A 21,681-nucleotide genomic window follows, 5' to 3' on the forward strand; every position below is an offset into this window, starting at 1 on the left:
ATGCCGTGCCGCGCACGCCCGACAGGAGCCGAGGATGACCCAGAACGCCGAGATCCTGCAGTTCGGAACCAGCCGTTTCTTGCTGGCCCACGTGGATTATTTCGTCAGCCAGTCGCTGGCCGCGAGCCACAGCGACAAGCGCATCGTCATCGTCCAGGGCTCCTCGCGGCCGGCCGGCCGGCAGAAGGCTCGCGACCTCGCCGCCCGGCTGCGCTATCCGGTGCGTTTTCGCGGCCAGCGCGACGGTCAGAGCGTCGATCACGAAGAGATAGTCGACAGTCTCGCGGCCTGCCTGATCGCCGACGAGGACTGGGCGGAGATCGAGCGGCGTTTCTGCGAGGACGTCACCCACGTCGTGTCCAACACCGGGGAGGACGGTTACGCCGTGCCGGTGGATGATTCGCCCCTGCATCCCCTGCCCGCTAGTTTCCCCACGCGATTGACGCGTTTATTGAATGCACGCTTTCACCACGGCGGCGCCGGGGTCACGCTGATGCCCTGCGAACTGGTGCATGCCAACGGCCAGCGCCTCAAGGCCATCGTGCAGGAGCAGGCACAGCGCGCCTACGGCGACGCTGATTTCTCCGCCTGGCTGGATCGCGAGTGCCTTTGGGTCGATACGCTGGTCGATCGCATCGTCTCCGCGACCATCGAACCGGTCGGCGCCGTCGCCGAACCCTACGGCCTCTGGGCCGTTCGCGATGCCCCGGGGCTTGAGCTGCCCTGCCGGCATCCCGACGTTCAGGTCGTCGACGATCTCGCTCCGTTCGAGCAGCGCAAGCTGCATATTCTCAACCTGTCGCATACCTGGCTGGTCCACCATTGGCGCGCCTCGGGGCTGACCACGACGCTTCGCTTCGTCCGCGAGGCCATGAACGCGCCGGCGCTGCGCCAGCCGCTGGAAACCATGCTCAGAGAGGAAGCCTTACCGGTGCTGGAGCGTCAGATGCCCGGCATGGCACTCGACATGGACCTCGAACAGTACCTTGCCACGACGCTCGAACGGTTCGACAATCCCTTCCTCGACCACCGTCTCGAGGATATCGCCCAGCACCACGCCGAAAAGCTCCGACGACGTCTGCTGCCGGTTCACGAGATGGGCAGGATTCAAGGCAGCCAGACTCCCCGGCTAGACGAGGTGCTGAAAGCCGAAAGTATGACCTGACGACCGAACAATGAAGCAAGCAGGCCTGAAGGGGATGGCGCGAGTGTTGCTTGCAGGCGGTCAAGGATTAGACGACAAGCGCTTCTTGAGCTGCATGTAGGTACCGTAGTGGCGGTCCAGGTGACGGCGCATGGCCGCCTCGGCGGCATCGGGATCGCGCGACTCGATGGCCTTGACGAGTTCGGTATGCGCTGCCGTCGCGGCCTTGTCCTCGTCCTGCTGCTGAAGCACCTGGGCGCGACGGTCGTCGAGCCACTCGGAGAGCGCGACATGAATGGCATCGAAGATCGGGTTGCGACCGATGCTGGCCAGGACGCCATGGAAAACGTTGTCGGAGCGCTTGAAGCGCGCCTCGTCACCGATCGCGTCGCGATTGTCCTGCAGGGCGTCGCGCAGTCGTTGAAGGTCCTCCTCACTGGCATTGACGGCGGCATAACGCGCCAGTGAGATTTCGAACATGGCGCGGGCTTCCTGAAAGTACTGCTGTCCAGCAGGCTTGGAGAGCAACTGACGGGTCACGCCGGACAGGCGAGCCATCACCGCCTCCGCCGTCGGCCGGATGACCCGCGCGCGCGTGCCACTGTTGATGGCGATCAGGCCCAGACGCTGCAGGTAGAACAAGGCCTCGCGCACTGCCGGACGACCGACACCGAACTGCTCCATCAGCTCCCTCTCCGAGGGTAGTTGAGCGTTCTCGCTCAGACGACCCTCGAGGATCTCGGCTTCCAGCTGTTCGGCAACCTGTTCGGACAGCGTCTTGCGCTCCACCTGGTATCGACTCATGCACGCCCTCTCCTGAGTGTCCGTAGTGAAGAAAGGCTGGCCTTCTCCACATCTCGCCATATTTTACCCCATCTTGGCGCCATTTCGGGGCAAATGCGGCACCTGTTTCAGGACAAGGGTGCCAGCGGCTCGACATCGAACTCCGTCGCCAGCGAGGCATAGGCTGCCTGGTTGGCACTGTCCAGCGGGATGCCTTCGGCATCTCGCCGGGAACGGCAACGCCATTCGCGATCGCCAGGTGCCAGCACCTCGGCGCCGTCGTTGGCGGGCTGGGCACGCAGGTCCGCCAAGTACTCGCGCAGGCAGGCATCGAAGGACGCGCGCTCGCTGAAGGCGCCGGGGTTCATGGCCAGGAAGAAATGCCCCACCCCGCGCGGGGTCTGCATGTCGGGCCCGCCCATCGGCAACAGGCGAAAGCCATTGAGCATGCCCGAGAGCGTCGAGCTCAATACCTCGACCATGCCGCCGAGTCCCGCACCCTTGAAGCCGAAATCGCTGCCGCCCAGCGGCAACAACGCGGCGACCTCGGCCGGGGTCCGGGTCACACGACCCGAGACATCGGCGGCCACCTGATCGGGCAGTTCACGGCCGATGGCGCCGTACTGCTGAACGCGGTTCCAGGGCACCGAGCTCGTCGCCATGTCGAGCAGGTAGGGGGTTTCCCCGCCCAGCGGCGCCGCGAAGGCGATCGGATTGGTCCCATGAAACGGCGTCTTGCCCTCATGAAGCAGCACGAAGGGGTCGGAATTGCAGAAGGCCATGCCGATCAACCCGCGCTCCGCCGCGGCCAGGGCGTAGCAGCCCGCGGCGCCGAAATGCGAGGAGTTGCCCACCGCGACGGCACCGAGCCCCATCGTTTCGGCCATCTCGGCGGCGTGCGCCATAGCCGTATAGCCCGCCAGATGGCCCAGGCCGTCGTCGGCATCCAGATATCCGGTGGCCGGCAGCCGCCGCGTAAAACGCATGTCGGGCCGGCCATTGAGGCGTCCTCCCTGCAGTGCCTTGATGTAATGCGGCAACAGCCTCAGCCCATGGCTATCCGTGCCCATGCGCGAGGCGGTGACCAGTGCACGCGTCGTGGCCTGCGCAGAGGCCGTACCGGCCCCCGCCCGGTGCAGGACCCGCTCCATGAAACGCTCCAGGTCGTTAACGGCAACGCGAAATTCCGGCGAATCGGGTGTCATTGGCAATCAGCTCCTTCGGACAGGCTCAGCGGTAGATCAGGGTCGGCAGCCACAGCGAGATCGCCGGAATGAAGGTCACCAGCAGCAGCGAAATCACTAGCGGAATCAGGAACGGAATGGTGCCACGCATGCAGTTCTCGAAGGATATGTTCGACACCCGCGACAGTACGTAAAGCACCATGCCCACGGGTGGCGTCAGCAGGCCGATCATCAGGTTGAGCACCATAATCACGCCGAAATGTACCGGGTCGACGCCCGCGCTTACGGCGACCGGCAGCAGTACCGGCACCAGAATGGTGATGGCGGCGATAGTTTCCATGAAGCAGCCGACCACGATCAGCACTAGGTTGATGATGATCAGCAGCGCGATGGGATTGTCGGCAAAAGGCCCCAGCAGCCCCATGACGTGCTGGGTCACCTGGTTGCTGGTCATGATCCAGGCAAATATCGAGGCGCCCGCGACGATCAGCAGGATCACGGCAGTGGTCTCGATGGTCTCCATGCTGACCTTCAACAGGCGCCGCCAGGTCAGAATGCGATACACCACGCCGCCTAAAAAGAGGGCATACACCACCGCCGCGATGGCCGCCTCGGTCGGTGTGAACATGCCCGAGATGATCCCGCCGACGATGATCACCGGCGCCAATAGCGACAGGAAGGCGCGACGAAACGTCAACCAGAGGACCGGGATCGAGAACTGGGCGTCGCGAGGATAGCCGCGGCGCTTGGCCATAATGGTGATCATCACCATTAGCGACACGCCCATCAGCAGGCCCGGGACCAGGCCGGCGACGAACAGTTGCCCCACCGACACCGAGGCCATTACGCCGTAGATAACCATCGGCAGGCTGGGTGGAATGATCGGGCCGATGGTCGATGACGCTGCCGTGATGCCCACCGAGAATTGCTGATCGTAGCCGGCATCGCGCATAGCCTTGATCTCGATGGTGCCCAGGCCGCCGGCATCGGCCACCGCCGCTCCTGACATGCCGGAAAAGACGATGCTGGCGCCAACGTTGACATGGCCCAGGCCACCGCGCATCCAGCCCATCAGCGCCTTGGCGAAATCGAAGATGCGATTGGTAATGCCGCCATTGTTCATCAGATTGCCGGCAAGAATGAAGAACGGGATCGCCAGCAGCGGAAAGCTGTCGACGCCATTGATCATGCGATGCACGACCACCACGTCTGGCACCCGCCCGGTGAGATAGACATAGAGCAGGCAAGAACCGGCCAGGCTGATGGCGATCGGCACGCCCAGCAATAGCAGGGTAAACAGGGCAGCAAACAGGAAAAGCAGATACTGGCCGTTGAAGACCAGCACGAGACAGCCAATGACCGCCAGCAGGGCAATCAGCGGAGAGATCAACGCACCCCGTCGGCTCACCGCCTGGATATGGGACATGGGAGGGACTCCGGCCTATGTTGTCGTTATGGGAGATGTGGTCGTTAGGGAACGTGAGGATGCTCGACGGTACGGTCGCGCCAGCGCAGAAACGCAATCTGGATCGAACGCGCCAACATCAAGAGGAAACCCACCAGCACTACGTAATAGAGAAAACTCTTGGGGATATCGACGGAGGCCATCAACGCGGTGGTCCGATCGGCGAGTTTCCAGGTAACCCAGGCACCAATGGCGAAGAAGGCGATGCTGACGAGGTCGACAAGGGTCACGAGCAGCCGACTCATCCATCCCGGCATGTAGCGATAGAAGAATTCGACGGAAATGTGCGTGCCCGTGCGTACGGCCATGGAGCCACCCATGAACCCCACGGCCACCAACAGGTAGCGCGCCATTTCCTCCGTCCAGGCGATCGAGTCTCCCAGTACGTATCGGCTGAAAAACTGCAGGAACACAACCAGCGCCAGCAACCAGAACACCGCCAGGGTGGCGCAATCCTCGATACCGTAGTCCCGCCACTCGAAGGTATCGTCTTCCTCGATCTGAAAACCGGACTCCCCGTCAGGCCATTTTTCGGTCGTCATAAGCTCACTCCGCAGATAACGCCACCCCGTTAATGGGGTGGCGTGTCGGCAACGAGAAGGAAGTTACTGACCGATCGCCTGCAGGCGGTCGTAGGTTTCCTGATCCCAGGTAGCATCTTCACCGGTATGGTACGGCACAGTCGCTTCGCGGAATGGCGTGATGTCGACTTCGTTGACGGTCACTCCTTGATCCTCGAACCAGGCGACGAGATCCTCCTCGGACTGGAGAATGTCTTCGGTGATCTTCTCGCCGGCTTCCATATAGACCTCACGGAAGATCTCGCGGTCCTCTTCGGACAGGCGATTCCACAGCGGCCCACCGGCAATGGTAATCAGCGAGTCGGTGATGTGGCCGGTCAGGTTGATGTAGTCCTGCACCTCGTAGAAGGCCTTGGCGCGGATGGTCGGTAGTGGGTTCTCCTGAGCATCCACGACTCCCTGCTGCAGGGCCAGATAGACCTCGGCGAAGGCGATGGGCGTCGGGTTGGCGCCCACGGCTTCGGGGAACATCATGTACATTGGCGCGTTGGGCGTGCGGATCTTGAGGCCTTCCATGTCCGCCGGCTCGTTGATCGCCTCGTTGGACGTCACGTGACGACGCCCGTAGTAGTTCATCGCTAACGGCACGTTGCCGGTCTCGTCCTGGTAGCCCTGGGCGATCTCGTCGAAAAGGTCGCTGTCGGCATAGGCGCGCCAGTGATCGAAGTCGCGGAACATGTAGGGCGCGCCGGCAATGCCGATGGGACCGTAGAAGCGCCCGGCGAACTGGTTACCGGTATAGATGAGATCCACGGTACCCAGTTGCAGGCCCTCGTTGATATCGGCTTCCTTGCCCAGCGACGAGGCGGCATGCACCTCGATCTCGTAGCGGCCGTCGGTGCGCTCCTCGATCTCCTCGGCCGCCCACAGCGCCCACTCGTGGTAGGGCTCGGAGGTTTCATAGACGTGGGCGAAATTAAGAGTTTCGGCGAAGGCGTGCCCACCGGCCGTCATGCCGGCCAGCAGGACGGTGCTGGTGGCGAGGCGATGGATGGTCTTGAGTCGAAAACTGGCGTTACCCATTTATTGTGCTCCTTGACGTTAAGGTTCGGGAGTTAGGATTGTCGGGTTAAGGGTGGAAATGAAAACGATGGCTTGGCTGTATACGTGTCATACCATCAAGCTCGAATCTAGTCGCCTATTCTGGGCAATGCAACCTCGCGTGGCGCCAGCGACCGATACAAGCGAACCAGCAGCGCCTCGTCGCCGAAGCCACCGGCCTTGGTCAGCAGCGACCGGTCGCGATTGCCCTGCGGGTATCCCAGCACGACGCCCGCCTTCCATTCACCCGCGACGTCCAGGTAGTGCGCGCCCAGTCTCGCCATCACCGCGCTGGCACAATCCCCGCCGGTGACCAGGCACAGGCGTTGAGCGGCCGCGGTCATGCCGGCGACCAAAGCATCTGCCAGCTCAGCGGCCACCTCGTCCGCCTCGCGGGGGCTCGCGTCGGCGTCGGGGCGCAGCAACAGGAAAGGCGCCTCGACCGGCACGTCGGTGGCACCCGTTACGACCGGCAGTTCCGGCACAGCGCGGCGCAGCGCGGCTACCTGTTGGGCGGCGCGCTCACTGCGCGAGCCCACGGCCAGCCAAAGACTCGAAAAGCGATGGCTTGAGGTACGAGCGTGGGGCTCGCCGAACAGGCTTCGGGCCAGGGCGCGGCTCAAACCAGCGGCGCCAACGGCCAACCACTTGCCCGGGTCATTGACGATCCCATCCGCCAGGACCTCGAGATCGGCATCCGTCTCGGCATCGGCCACGCTGTCAGCGCTCGGCAAGGGCTGGCCCGGCGCATGTCGCGCCAGGGGTAGCCCTTCGGCGTCGAACAGGACATCCAGACCACCACTGGGCGGGCGTGACCGTGCGTCATGGGCAAAGTCGGTCGACGCCAGGGGTTGGCCGTGGACGAGAATGCGCGCCTCGCGTGTCGTGCGGCCCTGGGCGGGTACGGCCGGGGCGAGCAGCAGCGTCCGTGCGCAGGCCCGGCGCATCGACAGGCTCTCGGCCACCACCTGACCGCGCAGTGTCGAGTCGATCTTCTTGAACCACACGTCTGGCGCCAGGCGGGCGAGCAACTGTGTAGCTCGAGCCACGCGCTCGGCGGCCACCGGCGCGCTCAAGTGACGCGATTCGGTCGTCACTGCGATCACCTCCGGCAGCGCCCCTTGCCACGCGTCCAGCAAGCCTTCCAGATGCTCCAGCGCTACCACCACACGCGTGGTCGCGCCCCGCTGGGCGAAGGGCGCGGCGGCATCCAGCGCGCCGGTCAGATCGTCGGCGACGATCGCCACCCGGCGCTGCTTATGCGCCCCGGCCCCGGCGCTGCTCATGCCCCCCGACCCCGACGTGGCTCATGCGTCCCGGCAACCAGGCGATGCGCGTAAGCGATGGCCGCGCCCATGTTGGTGGCATCCGCCCTGCCCTGCCAGGCAATGTCGAAGGCGGTGCCATGATCCACCGAGGTACGCCGGATCGGCAGCCCGAGACTGACGTTGACCGTGGTGTCGAAGGCAATCAGCTTGACCGGGATATGGCCCTGGTCGTGATACTGGGCCACCACCAGATCGAACTCGCCCTGCGAGGCGCGATAGAAGACGGTGTCGGCGGAAATCGGACCGCTGACATCGAACCCACGCGCCTTGAGGGCCTCGACGGCCGGCACGATACAGCGCGTGTCCTCGTCGCCGAAGATGCCGCCCTCACCGCAGTGCGGGTTGAGGCCGGCCACGGCGATGCGCGGATTGGCCATCCCCAGGGACACCAGATGCTCATGCCCGGCCTCGACGGTGGCGATGATCCGCTCGGGTGTTACCCGGTCGATGGCCTCGCGCAACGACACATGGGTCGACACGTGCAGAGTCGAGAGATGCTCGGAGGCCAGCAGCATGAACGACGACGGTGCGCCGGTCAGCGCGGCCAGCATGCCGGTATGGCCATCGTAATAATGACCGGCGGCATGCAACGCGGCCTTGTTCAACGGCGCCGTGACGATCACCCCGGCCCGGCCGCTCTGTACCAGTTCCACGGCCGTGGCGATGCAGCGAAAGGCCATGTCGCCGGCACCGGCACTGATCTCGCCGTCGGGGATCATGACATTACCGGCCGCCTCGACCACCGCCACGGCCACGCTACCGGCGGGGGCGTTGGGGGCATCCAGAGGGGCGAAATTCAGCTTGGCGTCAATCGTCTGCACAGCGCGGCGAAAGATCGCCGGGTCGCCGACCAGCAGCGTACCGGCTCGCGCCGACGGTGACATAGCGGCAACGGCCCGGCAGATGATCTCGGGGCCGATGCCCGCCGGGTCGCCCATGGTAATGGCGATGTCGTATTGTCTTGAAACACTGTGGCTGGACTCACTCATGGCATTAACTGCCCGCCGTTGACCTCGATGATCTGACCGGTGACGTAGCCGCTCAATGCATCGGTCGCCAGAAATAGATAGGCGCCCACGCAATCTTCCGCGCTGCCAAGCCGGCTTTGGGGAATCGTCGCGCATGCCGCGTCCATCTGGGCATCGTTGGAGTGGCGTACATGGAAATCGGTGGTGATCACGCCGGGCGCCACGGCGTTGACGCGGATATTGTCACCGGCAAGCTCCTTGGCCATGTTGCGGGTTAGGGTGGTGACGAAGCCCTTGGCCGAGGCGTAGAGACCGGCACCCGGCCCTCCGCCGTTGCGCGCGGCAATCGAACCGGTATGGATGATATTGCCGGCGCCGGCCTGGCGTAGGTAGGGCAGCGCCGCACGGCTGGCCATCACCACCGAGCGGGCGTTAAGGTCCATCACTCGGTCGTAATGCGCATCGTCCATCTCGTCCAGGCTGACACGGCCCAGCATGTCGCCGGCATTGTTGATCAGCAGGTCGAGCCCGCCCAGTTGCTCCGCCGCCTGGTCGACGATGGCGGTGGCCTCCCGGGAGCGGCTGACATCGCCCTGAACTAGAAAGGCCTGGCCTCCCGCCTGGCGGATGTCGTCGCATACCGCCTGGGCCGGCCCTTCGCTGCGGTGATAATGTACCGCCACATGAGCACCGAGCCCCCCGAGCCGCCTGGCCACCGCCGCGCCAATACCGCGGCTCGAACCGGTGACCAGTACCCGCTTGCCCTTCATCTCGTCGAACATGCTGCTCTCCTGCTTGGCGATCGTCTGGAAGTCATCCTGGGGTTGCTATACTGTTCTTGGCATACCTGTCATACATCACGACATCCTTTGCATCATAGGCCAAAGTCAGCCGGATGCCAGCCCGCTGGCCCAGTCATTCATATTAGCCATTCGCATAAACCACTCGGAGGTGTTATGTCCCCCCTTTCTCCGGCAGATTTCCTGCCTACCGATCTCTCCACGGCGCTATTGGTCGGACGCGCCTGGCGGGACACGCCGCACGCCGGGCCGGCGCTGGTCACGGTGCGCGATGGCGAGGTCATCGACATTACTCATGCCGGGCTGACGATGGCCGACCTGCTGGAGCGCGATGACCTCCTCGAGGTGGTTCGCCACGCTGAGGGCGACTCGCTGGGATCCGTAGAAGCGCTGTTCACCAACTCGCTCGAGGCGACGCCGAGGCCCCCCTACCTGCTCGCCCCCTGCGACGTCCAGGCCATCAAGGCCTGCGGCGTGACCTTCGCGGTCAGCCTGATGGAGCGGGTGATCGAGGAACAGGCCGTCGGCGATCCGGCACGCGCCGCCGAGCTGCGCAACGAGCTGCAGACGCTGATCGGCAAGGATCTATCGCGAATCGTACCCGGCTCCGAGGAAGCCATGGCCCTCAAGGAGGCCCTGCTATCGCGCGGCGCCTGGTCGCAGTACATGGAGGTGGGTATCGGGCCAGATGCCGAGGTGTTCACCAAGGCACAGCCACTCTCCTCGGTGGGCTTCGGCAGCCCCGTGGGCTTGCATCCCTCATCGCAGTGGAACAATCCCGAGCCGGAAATCGTGCTGGCCGTGGACGCCCAGGGGCGCGTCAAGGGCGCGAGTCTTGGCAATGACGTCAATCTGCGCGACGTGGAAGGCCGCAGCGCCCTGCTGCTCGGCAAGGCCAAGGACAACAATGCCTCCTGCGCCATCGGTCCCTTTATTCGCCTGTTCGACACGCATTTCGATATCGATACCGTCCGTCAGGCGCGAGTCTCGCTGCGCATCGAAGGCGAGGACGACGGCTTTCTGCTCGAAGGCGAGAGCGACATGCGCGAGATAAGCCGCGACCCGCTCGACCTGGTACGCCAGACCATCGGCGACCATCACCAGTACCCCGACGGATTCATGCTGTTTCTGGGCACCATGTTTTCGCCCATCGAGGATCGCGACGGGCAGGGCCAGGGCTTCACCCATCACCCGCGAGACCGCGTGACCATCGCAACACCCGCTCTGGGGGCACTGGTCAACGCGGTCGGGCGCAGCGACCAACTGCCGCCCTGGACCTTCGGCATCCGCCAGCTGATGCGCCACCTCGCCCAGCGCTGACGCTGCCCTTCACCACGCGCATCGCCACGACTCCAAGAGGACACCGCCATGACTACCATTACGCGTATCGACGTCCAGGACATCCGCTTCCCGACGTCGCGCTCGCTTGACGGCTCGGATGCCATGAACGCCGCGCCGGACTACTCCGCCACCTACGTGATCCTGCACACCGACGATGACAACGGCCCCCAGGGCCACGGCCTGACCTTCACCATCGGCCGTGGCAACGAGATCGTCGTCACCGCCGTGCGCTCGCTTATCCCGCTCCTCAAGGGCCGCTCGCTGGAGGCGATCACCGCCAACATGGGCGCCTTCTGGCGCGAAATTACCGGTGATAGCCAGCTGCGCTGGATCGGCCCCGACAAGGGCGCGATCCATCTGGCCACCGCCGCCCTGGTCAACGCCGTCTGGGACCTGTGGGCCAAGCGTGAAGGCAAGCCGGTATGGAAGCTGCTCGCCGACATGAGCCCCGAAGAGCTGGTGCGCTGCCTCGACTTCCGCTTCGTCACCGATGCGCTGACGCCGGAAGAGGCCATCGCGCTGCTTCGCCGGCAGCAGTCCGGCAAGGCCGAGCGCGAGGCCGAGATGCGCCGCGACGGCTTTCCGGGCTACACCACCTCGGCGGGCTGGCTCGGCTATTCCGACGACAAGGTCCGCCAGTTGGCCCGCGAGGCGCTTGCCGAGGGCTGGACCCACTTCAAGCAGAAGATCGGCGCCGATACCGAAGAGGACGCCCGCCGTGCCGCCCTGCTGCGCGAGGAGATCGGTTGGGACAACGTGCTGATGATGGATGCCAACCAGGTGTGGGAGGTCGACGAGACCGTCGCCAAGATGCGCCGGCTGGCTGAATTCGATCCGCTGTGGATCGAGGAGCCCACCAGCCCCGACGATATTCTCGGTCACGCCGAGATCCGCCATCGTGTCGCGCCGATCGGCGTGGCCACCGGCGAGCACTGCCACAACAAGGTGATGTTCAAGCAGTTCCTTCAGGCCGACGCTATCGACTACTGCCAGATCGACGCCGCGCGCCTTGGCGGGCTCAACGAGGTCATCCTGGTGGTGCTGATGGCTGCCAAGTTCGGCGTGCCGGTCTGCCCGCATGCCGGCGGCGTCGGGCTCTGCGAGTACGTCCAGCATATCTCGCTGTTCGACTACATTGCCGTCTCGGGCAGCCTCGACGGCCGGGTGCTGGAATACGTCGATCACCTGCACGAGCACTTCGTCGATCCGGTGGTAGTCAAGGGTGGCCGCTATCAGGTTCCGACTGCCGCCGGCTACAGCATCACCATGCACGACGACTCGCTGATACGGCACCGTTTCCCGGACGGCGCCGCCTGGCAGGAGGATAGCTGAATGGCCGATACCCCCGCGATTCTGGATCTTATCGAACATCAATTAGGCGAGCGCGCGGTACTGCGCCACCCTGCTGACCAGGCCCGCTATATCAGCGACTGGGCCGGCGACCGCCTGGGCATGCCGCTGGGGGTGGTGCGCCCATCCACTACCGCCGAGGTCGCCGAGATCGTGACGCTATGTCGTGAGCACGGCGTGCGCATGACGCCCCAGGGCGGCCACAGTGGCCTGGTCGCCGGCGCCCTGCCCGACCGTGACGGCGGCGAGCTGGTGATCAGCCTGGAGCGCCTGAACCGCATCCGCGACCTCGACCCGATCAACTTCACCATGACCGTCGATGCCGGCTGCATCCTCGAAACCCTCAAGCAGGCCGCCGCCGAGCATGACTGCGACTTCCCGCTCTCGCTGGGCGCCCAAGGTAGCTGCCAGATCGGCGGTAACGTCGCCACCAACGCCGGCGGTCTCAATGTGCTGCGCTACGGCATGATGCGCCAGCTGGTGCTGGGCCTCGAGGTCGTGATGCCCGATGGGCGGATCTGGAATGGCCTGCACGCCCTGCACAAGGACAATCGCGGCGTCGACCTGAAGCAGCTGTTCCTGGGCAGTGAAGGCACGCTGGGCATTGTCACCGGCGCCGTGCTCAAGCTGGTGCCGCGTCCCGAGCAGAGCCGCACGGCCCTGCTCGGCCTGCCCTCGGTCGAAGCGGTGGTTGCACTTTACGGCCTGGCGCGGCGCGACTGCAGCGACCTGCTCACCGCCTTCGAGCTGATTCCTCGGCGCTGCATCGAGCTCGCCATGGAGGCGACCCCGGCACTGCGCGATCCGCTGGACGAAGCGTATCCCTGGTACGTGCTGATGGAAGTCGCCGCCACCGGCCCGGTGGATCTCTCCGCCATGCTTGAGCACCTGCTGGAGCGGGGCATGGTGCGCGAGCTGATCGTCGACGGCGCGCTGGCCGGCAGCGAAGCCCAGGCGCAGCAGTTATGGCAGTTCCGCGAGAGCATGCTCGAGGGCCAGCGCCTGCGCGGCGAGCACCTGCGCACGGACATTTCGGTGCCGATCTCGGCCATTCCCGCCTTCGTTGAGCAAGCCACGCGAGAAGTGATGGACGCCTCGCCCGACTGCGAGATCATCGCCTACGGGCATATCGGCGATGGCAACCTGCATTTCAATATCCTGCCGCCGACCGCGCTCGACGATGCGGCCAAACGCCAGCACCTGCGTGAACTCGAGGATAAACTGTTCGCGGTACTCGATGGCTTCGGCGGCAGCATCAGCGCCGAGCACGGGATCGGCCGCACCAAGCAGGCGCCCTACCTGGCGCGGCTTTCGCCCCTGGAACACGAGATGGCCCGGGGCATCAAGGCGCTGTTCGATCCCGAGGGCCTGATGAACCCGGGACGCATCCTGCCCGTCGAGCGCTAACGTTCGCCCCGGAAGCGCCCGGCCAGACCGCGCATGGCGTTCATGAGCAGCAGGGTGTCGATGCCGACACCCACGAACGCGCAACCGGCGACCAGATAGCCATGGGCCTCGTCCTCGTCGACGGTGACGATGCCGGTGGGCTTGCCCGCCGAGCGGACACGGGAGATGGCGTCACCGATCGCCTGACGCACTTCGGGATGGCCCGGATTGCCCAGGTGACCCAGGGCCGCGGAGAGATCGGCCGGGCCGATGAAAACGCCATCCACCCCCGGCGTCGCGGCGATGGCGTCCAGGTTCTCGAGGCCGGCCATGGTTTCCACCTGCACCAGCAAGCACATCTGCTCATCGGCGCTGGCCAGGTAGTCGTCTACCTGGCCCCAGCGCGCGGCGCGGGCCAGCACATGGCCGACGCCGCGGATGCCATGCGGTGGGTAGCGCATGGCGGCCACCAGACCGGCGGCCTGCTCGGCGGTTTCCACCATCGGCACCAGCAGCGTCTGCACGCCAATGTCCAGATACTGCTTGATCAGCACCGGATCGCCGACGGGAGGGCGCACGATGGGATGAGACGCATAGGGCGCGATGGCCTGCAGCTGACCCAGCAGGCTCTTCAGGTCGTTGGGCGAATGCTCGCCGTCGAGCAGTAGCCAGTCGTAGCCCGCCGTCGCGGCCATCTCCGCGGAATAGGGGCTCGCCAGTCCCAGCCACAGACCAATCTGGCGCTCATCGGCGCGCAGGCGCTGCTTGAAGGTATTGATGAGAAGTTGCATCACGGCCTCGTCGAAGTTCTATGCGTTCCAGGCGCCGCTCGTAGAGCCCCTTGACGATCATGGTGGCAAGCACCAGGCCGCCGCCGGTGAAAGCGAGGGGTGTGGGCTGCTCACCGAGGATCCACCAGACCCACAGCGTCCCTACGACGACCTCGAGTAGTAACAGCAGCCCCACCTCGGCAGCCGGCAGGTACAGCGGTCCACGTTGCAGCAGGGTGACCCCCAGCGGCACGATGACCAGGCACAGCAGCATCACCAGCCACAACCTGTCCCACGGCGGCATGCTGAACTGCCCGCCGCTGGTCACCGCAAGCCCCGCACCGACACCGACGATCAAGCCGGCAAAGGTCAGCATCGGGCTCATGTCGACCCCGGGGCGCGTGCGGCACAGCGTGAAGTTGATCGCAAGCGTAGTCGCCGCCAGCAACGCAAAGCTGTTGCCTATCCATGAACCGACCCCCGCATCGTCGACCACGATGAGACCGATACCGACCATGCACAGCCCGATCGCCAGCCAGGTACGACGCGGCAGGCGTTCCTTCAGGAATATTCGCGAGAGTGCCGCGGCGATCAACGGCGCCCCCGCCAGGATCATCAGCACGTTGCCGCCGCGGGTGTATTGGTTACCCAGCACGAAGCCGCAGGTGGTCATGCTGAACAGCAGCGCCACCCCAATGCCGGTCCAACCGCAGCGCCGGTAGGCATGCAGCGTGCCGCGACCATGGCGGGCGACGACGATCAGCAGAAATCCCAGCGCCGACAGCAGGCCGCGCCACATCAGGATCTCGGCGTCGGGCAGCCCGGCCAGCTTGATCAGCAGCGCATCGGGCGACATGACCAGCGCCCCGCCGCCGGTGAGCAGCAGCCCCTGCTGGCGATAGGAAAGCGGCGGCGATGTCATCGTGACCGCTCTCCCTCGCCGATAGGGTTGCGCCGGATCAGGAGCCCTTCTCCTGAAGCACACGAATCACCTCGGGGACCGACACGCCCTGATCCTCGATCCCGGCGTAGAGGTCATGCACCGCGGCGGCGACCCCATCGGACACCCCGAGCTGCTCGGTCATGGCGTGGTAATAGCCGAGGTCCTTGCTGGCGTTGGCCACGCTGAAGCGAAAACCGGACGGGTCAGCGGAGGCAATGAACGGCCGCAGGCGCTCGAGTACCACGCCGCCACCGCCGCCCTTGCCCAGCACCTCGAGCAAGGCGGCGTCGTCGATGCCGGCCGCGCGCGACGCCACCGTCGCCTCCGCCAGCACCGCCGAAAACCCCAGCGACACGAAGTTGTGCAGCAGCTTCAGCGTATGGCCGGCGCTGACCGGGCCGGCATGCGCGATGTTTTCGGCGAAGCTCTCGAGCAGCGGGCGTACCTCGTCGAACAACGCCTCGGGCGCCCCGACGATCAGGTTGAGACGCCCCTCCTCGGCTTCCTTGGGCGTGCGGGTCATCGCCGCATCCATGAAGCGGCCGCCCGCCGCCTGCACGCGCGCAGCCACCTGTTGCGTCGAGCTGGGCAGCGCCGTGGAACAATCGATCACCACGCTGCCCGGGGCAAGGCCTTCCAGCACGCCGCCGGCCTCGAACAGCACGGCCTCGACCTGGGGCGAGCCGGTCACGCAGAGGATCACCACTTCGGCGGCCTCGGCCACTTCGCGCCCCGAGTGCTTGGCTATCGCCCCCTCAGCCAGCAGGTCGTCCACAGGCTGGTTGCCGGCATGGTCCAGAAAACACAGGCGATGGCCGGCGCCTAGAATATTGCGCGCGATGCCATGGCCCATCAGGCCCACCCCGATCAGCCCGACATTGATTGCCTGACGCATATTGCTCCCTCTCCTTGTAGTTTATGAGGATCGTTGTGTACGAGGCTTGTCGTGTTCGGGCTTGTCATGTCAACGAGTGGCAGTGTAGCCCCGAAAACGCCCTCAACCGTGACGAATGGCGACGGTCTTGAGCCGCGTATAACTCTTCAGGCCCTCGAAGCCTTTCTCGCGGCCGTGCCCGGAACGCCCCACGCCGCCGAAGGGCAACTCGATACCGCCGGCGGCGCCGTAGTTGTTAACGAATACCTGGCCGCTGCGAATGCCCTTGGCCAGGCGCAGCTGGCGCCCGCCATCGCACGTCCAGATCCCTGCGCACAACCCGAAATCGGTGGCGTTGGCCAGTTGCAGGGCCTCGGCCTCGTCGCCGAAGACCTGCACGGCCAGCACCGGGCCGAACAATTCCTCGCGAAGCACCTCATGACCGGCGGGAATATCGACCAGCAACTGCGGCACCACGAAGTGGCCGCTGGCCGGCGCCTGATCGGCCAGCCGACCCTGCGCCATCACCCTGACGCCATCGGCCTGGGCGGCGGCCAGCCTGGCCTCGAGCTTGGCCTTCTGGCGCGCATTGATCAACGGGCCGCAGTCGGCATCGGCTTCACCGGCATCGCAGCGCAAGGCGGAAAAGCGCTCGGCCAGTCGTCCCAGAACGACCTCGGCGACCTCCCGCTGCAGCAGCAGGCGGCTGCCCGCCGAGCAGGTCTGGCCGGCATTCTGGATGATACCGCGCACGACCGCCGCGAGCGCGGCGTCCACGTCGGCATCGGCGAAGACGAGTTGCGGCGACTTGCCCCCGAGCTCCATGGTGAGGGGCACATGCCGAACGGCAGCGGCCTTCGCCACCTCGGTTCCGGTCTCGGGCGAGCCGGTGAAGGAAAGATGATCGATGTCGGCATGCGCCGCCAGGGCAGCACCCGCCTCACGGCCCTGCCCCGGCACCACGTTCAGCGCGCCGGGCGGCAGCGCATGCTGTACCGCGAGCTCAGCCAGGCGCAGCACGCTCAGGCAGGCATCCTCGGCGGGCTTCAGGACCACGGTGTTGCCGGCGGCCAGCGCCGCGGCGACACAACGCCCGAAGATCTGCGCCGGGTAGTTCCAGGGAATGATCTGCGCACAGACCCCGTACGGCTCGCGCAGCGTCATCACCGCGAAGTCGCTCTCGAACGGGATGGTCTCGCCATGCAGCTTGTCGGCCGCCCCGCCGTAGAAGCGAAAGTAACGCGCACAGGCGGCGATGTCGCCACGCGCCTGGGTCATCGGCTTGCCGGTGTCGAGGCATTCCAGGGCCGCCAGGTGGTCGAGGTCGGCCTCGATGATCGCCGCGAAGGCCAGCAGCCATTCGCTGCGTCGGCGCGCCGTCCAGCTCGGCCAATCGCCGGTGCGTCCTTCGAACGCCTGCCGAGCGGCGCCAACGGCGGCGTCGACGTCCTCCGGCTGGCTGCGGGCGATGCGCGCGATCGACTCGGCATACGCCGGCGTCTCGACCATCAGCGTCTCGTGGGTGTCGGCCCACTCACCGCCTATGAGCGCCTGGCTTGGTGGCATCTCGGCGATCCCGGCCTTCTCGGCAATTGCAGCGAACGGCTGCATGGCAGCACTCCTTGTCTTGGTATCAATAGCCTTGGCATCGATAGTCTTGGAATCCATAGCGTTGGCATCCCTAGGGTCGGCGTTAATAGAGCAGATCGACCAGTCCCATGGAGATCCAAGGCATGTAGGTGATCGCCATCAGGCACACCAGCACCACCAGCACGAACCGCACCAGCCAGGGCAGCATCTGATCGATGGAGATCTTAGCCACCGCGCAGGCGGCGAAGAGGTTGACGCCCAGCGGAGGCGTGATCATCCCCAGCGCCAGATTGACCACCATGATCAACCCGAAATGCACCGGCTGGATGCCGAACTGGATCGCGATCGGCGTGAGGATAGGGGCCAGCACCAGAATCGCCGCCGTCGTCTCGATGAACATCCCCACCACCAGCAGCAGGCCATTCACGGCCAGCAGGAAGGCCCAGGGACTCTCGAATACCCGGTTGACCCAGTCGGCGATCTCGGCCGGCAGCCCCGAGCGGCTGATCAGGAAGCTGAACAGCGCCGCCGCAGCGATGATCAGCATCACCGCGGCCGTTGAGATCACGCTCTGCTTGAAGATTGCCCACATGTCTTGCAAGCGCAGCTCGCGATAGAGCAGCCCGCCCACCGCCAAGGCATAGAACACCGCCACCGCCGAGGCCTCGGTGGGCGTGAAGATGCCGCCATAGATGCCGCCGATCACCACCACCGGCATCAGGATCGCCGCCCAGGCGCGCTTAAAGGCGACGCTAAAGACGCTGCGATCCTCGCGATCCTGGAGGCCATAGCCGCGCAGCTTGCAGAAGACATACAGGAACAGCAGCAAGGCACCACCGATCAGCACCCCGGGGCCGATGCCGGCGATGAACAGCTGGCCGATCGAGGTATCGGTGCTGACACCGTAAAGAATCAGCGGTATCGACGGTGGAATCAGCACGCCAAGCTCCGCCGAGGAGGCCTGGATCGAGGCGGCCAGTGGCCGGGGATAACCGTGCCTGACCATCGCCGGGATCAGGATGGCGCCGATGGCGAAGGTGGTCGCCACGCTTGAGCCCGACACCGCGGCGAACATCATGCAGGTCAGCACGCAGCTCATCGCCAGGCCGCCCTGGACCCCGCCGACGATCGACTTGGCGAGATCGACGAGGCGGCTGGAAATGCCACCGGCCGCCATCAGGTTGCCGGCCAGGATGAAGAAGGGAATCGCCATTAGCGGGAAATGGTCGATGCCCACGAACATCTGCTGCGGCACCATCAACAGCGGCAAGCGCGAGAAGAATTCGATGCCGATGATCGAGGCCAGCAGGATCGACATGGCGATCGGCACGCCGACCGCAAACAGGATGACCAGCGACAGGCCGATGACCAGGTTCATGAGCGATCCCCTCCCTCGGCGGGTGGGGTCGGCTCGCTGGGCGCAAGGCTCGACCGGGCCTCCCTGACCGCGTCGTTTTCCGCTTCGGGCGCCACTTCGCTGTTTTCCGGGCCGAGTTTCTCCAGCCCCATCGATTGCGCCAACAGCCTGGCGATCACCGCGACCATGGCGAAGGCACTCCCGGTGGGAATCGCCGCATAGGCCCAGGCGATCGACATGCCCAGGCCGGAGAGCATCTGGCTGCGCACCCGCAGCGTCATCTGGACGCCATACACCATCAACACGCCCAGCACCAGCAGGCAGCAGGCGCCGATGGCCAGTTCCAGGGCCAGCAGGGTGCGGCGCGGCATCAGCTTGTAGATCAGCTCCACGGCCATCATGTAGCCACCGCGAAAGGTCGCGGCCGCGCCCATGAACACGCACCAGATCATGGCGGCACGCGCAATCACTTCCGACCAGGTGGAAGGCGCGTTGAAGATGAAGCGCGTCAGGACCTGAAAGAAACCCAGCGACACGGAGATGATCAGCATCACCACCGCGATCACCAGTGCCAGCCGGGTCAGCAGGCTTTCCAGGCGAAGAAACCAGGAGAGCATCGAGATCACCTTGTCAGCAAAAGGAAACCTCCGGCGACAGCGCCGGAGGTTGGGTGGGATCAGCAGTCGCTTTCGCGGATACGGTCCAGCATCTCGCTGCCGTACTCATCGGTATAGATCTCGTAGGCGGGTTCGACGGCCTCCTGGAACGGCGCCGGGTCGACATCGGTATTGACGGTCATGCCCTTCTCGCGCAGCAGCGCCACGCCTTCTTCCTCGAGGCGGCTGACTTCCTCGCGAGTGGCCTCAGCAGCCGCCTGCGCCGCCTGGTCGAACCACTCGCGCTCCTCGTCGCTCAGGCCGTCGAGCAGGATCGGCGAGCCTAGAATGGCGGCGGGCGAATAGACGTGTCCGGTGAGCGATAGATGATCCTGCACTTCCCAGAAATTGGTCGCCACGATGACGGTGATGGGGTTCTCCTGGCCATCCACGGTGCCCTGCTGCAGTGCCGTGAAGAGCTCGGGGAAGGCCATCGGGGTCGGGCTGGCACCCAACTGGCGGAAAGCCTCCTGATGCACCCGGTTCTCCATGGTGCGTACCTTCAGCCCTTCCGCGTCTTCTGGCGTATTGATCTCGCGCAGGCTGTTGGTCATGTGGCGAAAGCCGTTCTCCGACCAGGCCAGGCCGACCAGGTCGTGATCGCTCATCTTGGTCAACAGCTCATTGCCGATCTCGCCGTCCAGCACACAGCGCGCCTGGTCGTAGTCCTCGAACAGGAACGGCAGATCAAGCACATAGGTCTCGGGCACGAAGTTGCCCAGCGGGCCGGTGGAGGTGATGACCACGTCCACGGTACCGATCTGCAGGCCTTCGATCATCGCCCGCTCGCCGCCCAGCGAACCGGAAGTATGCTCGGTGACGGTGAATTCGCCGTCGGACAGCCGCTCCAGGGTCTCCTTGAAGGCATCGGCGCCCACCGAGTAGTGAGAGCTGTCCGATAGGGTATGCCCCAGATTCACCTCGGTGGCGGCCTGGGCGTGAAAGGCCATTGCCGTGGCGGCCAGGCTACCGATGGCGACGGTCAGCGTGCGGCGTGCAAGATGTCTGGTCATGATACTGCCCTCTTGTTCTTGATAACGCTTGGATTGTCGGGTCGCCTGCGTCAAGACAGACGCTCACCCTGGGTTGTCGCCTGCCCGATCAGCAGGCGACTTGCTCACGGACGTTCGTCAACGAACGCCTCGATGATCTCGCGAAAATTGCCGTCGCCTTCGAAACCCAGCCGTCGGGCCTTGGCGGTATCGAAACGCGCAGGCCAGCTCGAGACGATGGCGGTGACGCGCGCATCCGGCTCGTGGCGCACCCTGGCTACGGCGGCATCGCCCGCTACCTCACGCAGAGTCTCGAGCATTTCAGCCACGCTGACCGTGATGCCGGGCAGCATGAAGGCTCGGAAAGGCGCCCAGCGTTCGCCCGGCACCTCGGCGCCGTGGATCAGCGCCTCGACGACCTTGCCCGGCGACATCACGAACATCTCGAGGTCGGTCGGCACCGGGCAGACGGCGTCCTCGCCGTTCAGCGGCTCGCGCAGGATGCTGGAAGCGAAGCTCGAGGCCGCCGCGTTGGGACGCCCGGGGCGGATGACGATGGTCGGCAGCCGCAGCACGCGACCATCGACCAGCCCACGACGGCTGTAGTCGTTGATCAACAGCTCGCACATCGCCTTCTGCGCACCATAGGAATTCTGCGGCTGCAGGGCGGTCATGTCGTCGAGCACCTCGGGCAGCTCGCCGCCGTAGGCCGCCACCGAGCTGGCCATCAGCAGCCGCGTCGCGGCCAGCTCATGCTGCCGACAGCCCTCGATCAGCGCCCGGGTGGCGTCGAAATTGACCCGCATGCCGAGGTCCAGATCGGCTTCCGCCGCCGAGCTGACCACCGCCGCCAGGTGATAGATCACGTCCGGGCCCGAGGCGAGCACCTCATCGAGCGCGCCCGGCACCGTGACATCGAGTGCCTGCGCGACGATCTCGACGCCGTCGGCGTCGGGGACCGGCGCCTCGATCTGATCGAGCAGTGTCAGGCGACGGATCGTCTGGTCGTCAAGCCGGCCGCGTTCGAGCAGGCGTGTAACGAGTCGTTGGCCCAGGAAACCGGCAGCGCCGGTGATGACGATATGCATGGAAGTTCTCGCTTACGGTAAATGGTGGTGTCCGTCGTGA

General features: G+C 65.2%; 20 protein-coding genes. 4 read left to right on the forward strand and 16 right to left on the reverse strand.

What is annotated here, in order from left to right:
• The first annotated feature begins 34 nt into the window (after positions 1-34).
• On the forward strand, positions 35-1,165 hold the full coding sequence (locus BM341_RS10445) for a mannitol dehydrogenase family protein (protein WP_089795670.1): 1,131 nt from the start codon (positions 35-37) through the stop codon (positions 1,163-1,165).
• 60 nt (positions 1,166-1,225) lie between these two features.
• Here the strand turns inward: BM341_RS10445 and nanR are convergent, their stop codons facing one another.
• The 8 genes from nanR to BM341_RS10485 all read right to left on the reverse strand — a co-directional run bounded on the left by nanR (position 1,226) and on the right by BM341_RS10485 (position 9,276).
• Positions 1,226-1,948: a transcriptional regulator NanR gene (gene nanR, locus BM341_RS10450; RefSeq protein ID WP_089795671.1), complete on the reverse strand. Its 723-nt coding sequence runs from the start codon at positions 1,946-1,948 to the stop codon at positions 1,226-1,228.
• Positions 1,949-2,055: 107 nt separating this feature from the next.
• The gene (locus tag BM341_RS10455; RefSeq protein ID WP_089795673.1) at positions 2,056-3,132 is read right to left on the reverse strand and encodes an Ldh family oxidoreductase; all 1,077 of its coding nucleotides are present in this window, start codon (positions 3,130-3,132) and stop codon (positions 2,056-2,058) included.
• 25 nt (positions 3,133-3,157) lie between these two features.
• Positions 3,158-4,537, reverse strand: a complete 1,380-nt coding sequence (locus tag BM341_RS10460) for a TRAP transporter large permease (protein WP_089795675.1) — start codon at positions 4,535-4,537, stop codon at positions 3,158-3,160.
• A gap of 44 nt (positions 4,538-4,581) precedes the next feature.
• Complete coding sequence (locus BM341_RS10465; RefSeq protein WP_089795676.1) at positions 4,582-5,118, reverse strand: TRAP transporter small permease; 537 nt, start codon at positions 5,116-5,118, stop codon at positions 4,582-4,584.
• Between the two features lie 63 nt (positions 5,119-5,181).
• The gene (locus BM341_RS10470; RefSeq protein WP_089795678.1) at positions 5,182-6,180 is read right to left on the reverse strand and encodes a sialic acid TRAP transporter substrate-binding protein SiaP; all 999 of its coding nucleotides are present in this window, start codon (positions 6,178-6,180) and stop codon (positions 5,182-5,184) included.
• A 107-nt stretch (positions 6,181-6,287) separates the two neighbouring features.
• Positions 6,288-7,484, reverse strand: a complete 1,197-nt coding sequence (locus BM341_RS10475; RefSeq protein WP_089795680.1) for a four-carbon acid sugar kinase family protein — start codon at positions 7,482-7,484, stop codon at positions 6,288-6,290.
• A complete protein-coding gene (gene pdxA, locus BM341_RS10480; protein WP_245784248.1) occupies positions 7,481-8,515 on the reverse strand; it encodes a 4-hydroxythreonine-4-phosphate dehydrogenase PdxA in 1,035 nt (344 codons plus the stop codon). The genes BM341_RS10475 and pdxA overlap by 4 nt, the downstream gene beginning before the upstream one ends.
• A complete protein-coding gene (locus tag BM341_RS10485) occupies positions 8,512-9,276 on the reverse strand; it encodes an SDR family NAD(P)-dependent oxidoreductase (RefSeq protein ID WP_089795684.1) in 765 nt (254 codons plus the stop codon). Before BM341_RS10485 ends, pdxA begins: the two co-directional genes overlap by 4 nt.
• 174 nt (positions 9,277-9,450) lie before the next feature.
• Here BM341_RS10485 and BM341_RS10490 point away from each other — a divergent pair, with 174 nt between their 5' ends.
• Genes BM341_RS10490 through BM341_RS10500 form a run of 3 tightly spaced genes read left to right on the forward strand, consistent with a single transcriptional unit; the run spans position 9,451 to position 13,392 of the window.
• On the forward strand, positions 9,451-10,614 hold the full coding sequence (locus BM341_RS10490) for a fumarylacetoacetate hydrolase family protein (protein ID WP_089795685.1): 1,164 nt from the start codon (positions 9,451-9,453) through the stop codon (positions 10,612-10,614).
• 48 nt (positions 10,615-10,662) lie between these two features.
• Positions 10,663-11,967 carry an L-fuconate dehydratase gene (locus tag BM341_RS10495; protein ID WP_089795687.1) on the forward strand — a complete coding sequence of 435 codons (1,305 nt, stop codon included), beginning with the start codon at positions 10,663-10,665 and terminating at the stop codon, positions 11,965-11,967.
• Entirely contained in the window at positions 11,968-13,392 is a 1,425-nt protein-coding gene (locus tag BM341_RS10500; RefSeq protein WP_089795688.1) for an FAD-binding oxidoreductase, read from the forward strand.
• Here the strand turns inward: BM341_RS10500 and hpaI are convergent.
• The 8 genes from hpaI to denD form a co-directional block, all read right to left on the reverse strand.
• Positions 13,389-14,162, reverse strand: coding sequence for a 4-hydroxy-2-oxoheptanedioate aldolase (hpaI, locus tag BM341_RS10505; protein ID WP_089795690.1), 774 nt, complete (start codon positions 14,160-14,162; stop codon positions 13,389-13,391). The two genes, BM341_RS10500 and hpaI, sit on opposite strands and share 4 nt — an antisense overlap.
• Positions 14,116-15,063 (reverse strand): DMT family transporter, encoded by a 948-nt coding sequence (locus tag BM341_RS10510; protein ID WP_089795692.1) that lies wholly within the window; start codon positions 15,061-15,063, stop codon positions 14,116-14,118. Before BM341_RS10510 ends, hpaI begins: the two co-directional genes overlap by 47 nt.
• 37 nt (positions 15,064-15,100) lie before the next feature.
• Positions 15,101-15,979: an NAD(P)-dependent oxidoreductase gene (locus BM341_RS10515; protein WP_089795694.1), complete on the reverse strand. Its 879-nt coding sequence runs from the start codon at positions 15,977-15,979 to the stop codon at positions 15,101-15,103.
• A gap of 102 nt (positions 15,980-16,081) precedes the next feature.
• The gene (locus BM341_RS10520) at positions 16,082-17,569 is read right to left on the reverse strand and encodes an aldehyde dehydrogenase family protein (protein ID WP_245784249.1); all 1,488 of its coding nucleotides are present in this window, start codon (positions 17,567-17,569) and stop codon (positions 16,082-16,084) included.
• Between the two features lie 82 nt (positions 17,570-17,651).
• The gene (locus BM341_RS10525; RefSeq protein ID WP_089795696.1) at positions 17,652-18,926 is read right to left on the reverse strand and encodes a TRAP transporter large permease; all 1,275 of its coding nucleotides are present in this window, start codon (positions 18,924-18,926) and stop codon (positions 17,652-17,654) included.
• Positions 18,923-19,522, reverse strand: coding sequence for a TRAP transporter small permease (locus tag BM341_RS10530; protein ID WP_089795698.1), 600 nt, complete (start codon positions 19,520-19,522; stop codon positions 18,923-18,925). Before BM341_RS10530 ends, BM341_RS10525 begins: the two co-directional genes overlap by 4 nt.
• A gap of 59 nt (positions 19,523-19,581) precedes the next feature.
• The gene (locus BM341_RS10535; RefSeq protein ID WP_089795700.1) at positions 19,582-20,574 is read right to left on the reverse strand and encodes a TRAP transporter substrate-binding protein; all 993 of its coding nucleotides are present in this window, start codon (positions 20,572-20,574) and stop codon (positions 19,582-19,584) included.
• Between the two features lie 104 nt (positions 20,575-20,678).
• On the reverse strand, positions 20,679-21,641 hold the full coding sequence (denD, locus tag BM341_RS10540; protein ID WP_089795702.1) for a D-erythronate dehydrogenase: 963 nt from the start codon (positions 21,639-21,641) through the stop codon (positions 20,679-20,681).
• Between the last annotated feature and the right edge of the window lie 40 nt (positions 21,642-21,681).

This window comes from Halomonas korlensis (genome assembly GCF_900116705.1).
GTDB lineage: Bacteria > Pseudomonadota > Gammaproteobacteria > Pseudomonadales > Halomonadaceae > Halomonas > Halomonas korlensis.

Coding starts and splice junctions, on each gene's coding strand:
- BM341_RS10520 (WP_245784249.1), bottom strand. CDS start 17,569: ATGCAGCCGTTCGCTGCAATTGCCGAGAAGGCCGGGATCGCCGAGATG.
- BM341_RS10485 (WP_089795684.1), bottom strand. CDS start 9,276: ATGTTCGACGAGATGAAGGGCAAGCGGGTACTGGTCACCGGTTCGAGC.
- BM341_RS10495 (WP_089795687.1), top strand. CDS start 10,663: ATGACTACCATTACGCGTATCGACGTCCAGGACATCCGCTTCCCGACG.
- hpaI (WP_089795690.1), bottom strand. CDS start 14,162: ATGCAACTTCTCATCAATACCTTCAAGCAGCGCCTGCGCGCCGATGAG.
- nanR (WP_089795671.1), bottom strand. CDS start 1,948: ATGAGTCGATACCAGGTGGAGCGCAAGACGCTGTCCGAACAGGTTGCC.
- pdxA (WP_245784248.1), bottom strand. CDS start 8,515: ATGAGTGAGTCCAGCCACAGTGTTTCAAGACAATACGACATCGCCATT.
- BM341_RS10510 (WP_089795692.1), bottom strand. CDS start 15,063: ATGACATCGCCGCCGCTTTCCTATCGCCAGCAGGGGCTGCTGCTCACC.
- BM341_RS10455 (WP_089795673.1), bottom strand. CDS start 3,132: ATGACACCCGATTCGCCGGAATTTCGCGTTGCCGTTAACGACCTGGAG.
- BM341_RS10490 (WP_089795685.1), top strand. CDS start 9,451: ATGTCCCCCCTTTCTCCGGCAGATTTCCTGCCTACCGATCTCTCCACG.
- BM341_RS10500 (WP_089795688.1), top strand. CDS start 11,968: ATGGCCGATACCCCCGCGATTCTGGATCTTATCGAACATCAATTAGGC.
- BM341_RS10475 (WP_089795680.1), bottom strand. CDS start 7,484: ATGAGCAGCGCCGGGGCCGGGGCGCATAAGCAGCGCCGGGTGGCGATC.
- BM341_RS10460 (WP_089795675.1), bottom strand. CDS start 4,537: ATGTCCCATATCCAGGCGGTGAGCCGACGGGGTGCGTTGATCTCTCCG.
- BM341_RS10465 (WP_089795676.1), bottom strand. CDS start 5,118: ATGACGACCGAAAAATGGCCTGACGGGGAGTCCGGTTTTCAGATCGAG.
- BM341_RS10445 (WP_089795670.1), top strand. CDS start 35: ATGACCCAGAACGCCGAGATCCTGCAGTTCGGAACCAGCCGTTTCTTG.
- BM341_RS10470 (WP_089795678.1), bottom strand. CDS start 6,180: ATGGGTAACGCCAGTTTTCGACTCAAGACCATCCATCGCCTCGCCACC.
- denD (WP_089795702.1), bottom strand. CDS start 21,641: ATGCATATCGTCATCACCGGCGCTGCCGGTTTCCTGGGCCAACGACTC.
- BM341_RS10530 (WP_089795698.1), bottom strand. CDS start 19,522: ATGCTCTCCTGGTTTCTTCGCCTGGAAAGCCTGCTGACCCGGCTGGCA.
- BM341_RS10535 (WP_089795700.1), bottom strand. CDS start 20,574: ATGACCAGACATCTTGCACGCCGCACGCTGACCGTCGCCATCGGTAGC.
- BM341_RS10525 (WP_089795696.1), bottom strand. CDS start 18,926: ATGAACCTGGTCATCGGCCTGTCGCTGGTCATCCTGTTTGCGGTCGGC.
- BM341_RS10515 (WP_089795694.1), bottom strand. CDS start 15,979: ATGCGTCAGGCAATCAATGTCGGGCTGATCGGGGTGGGCCTGATGGGC.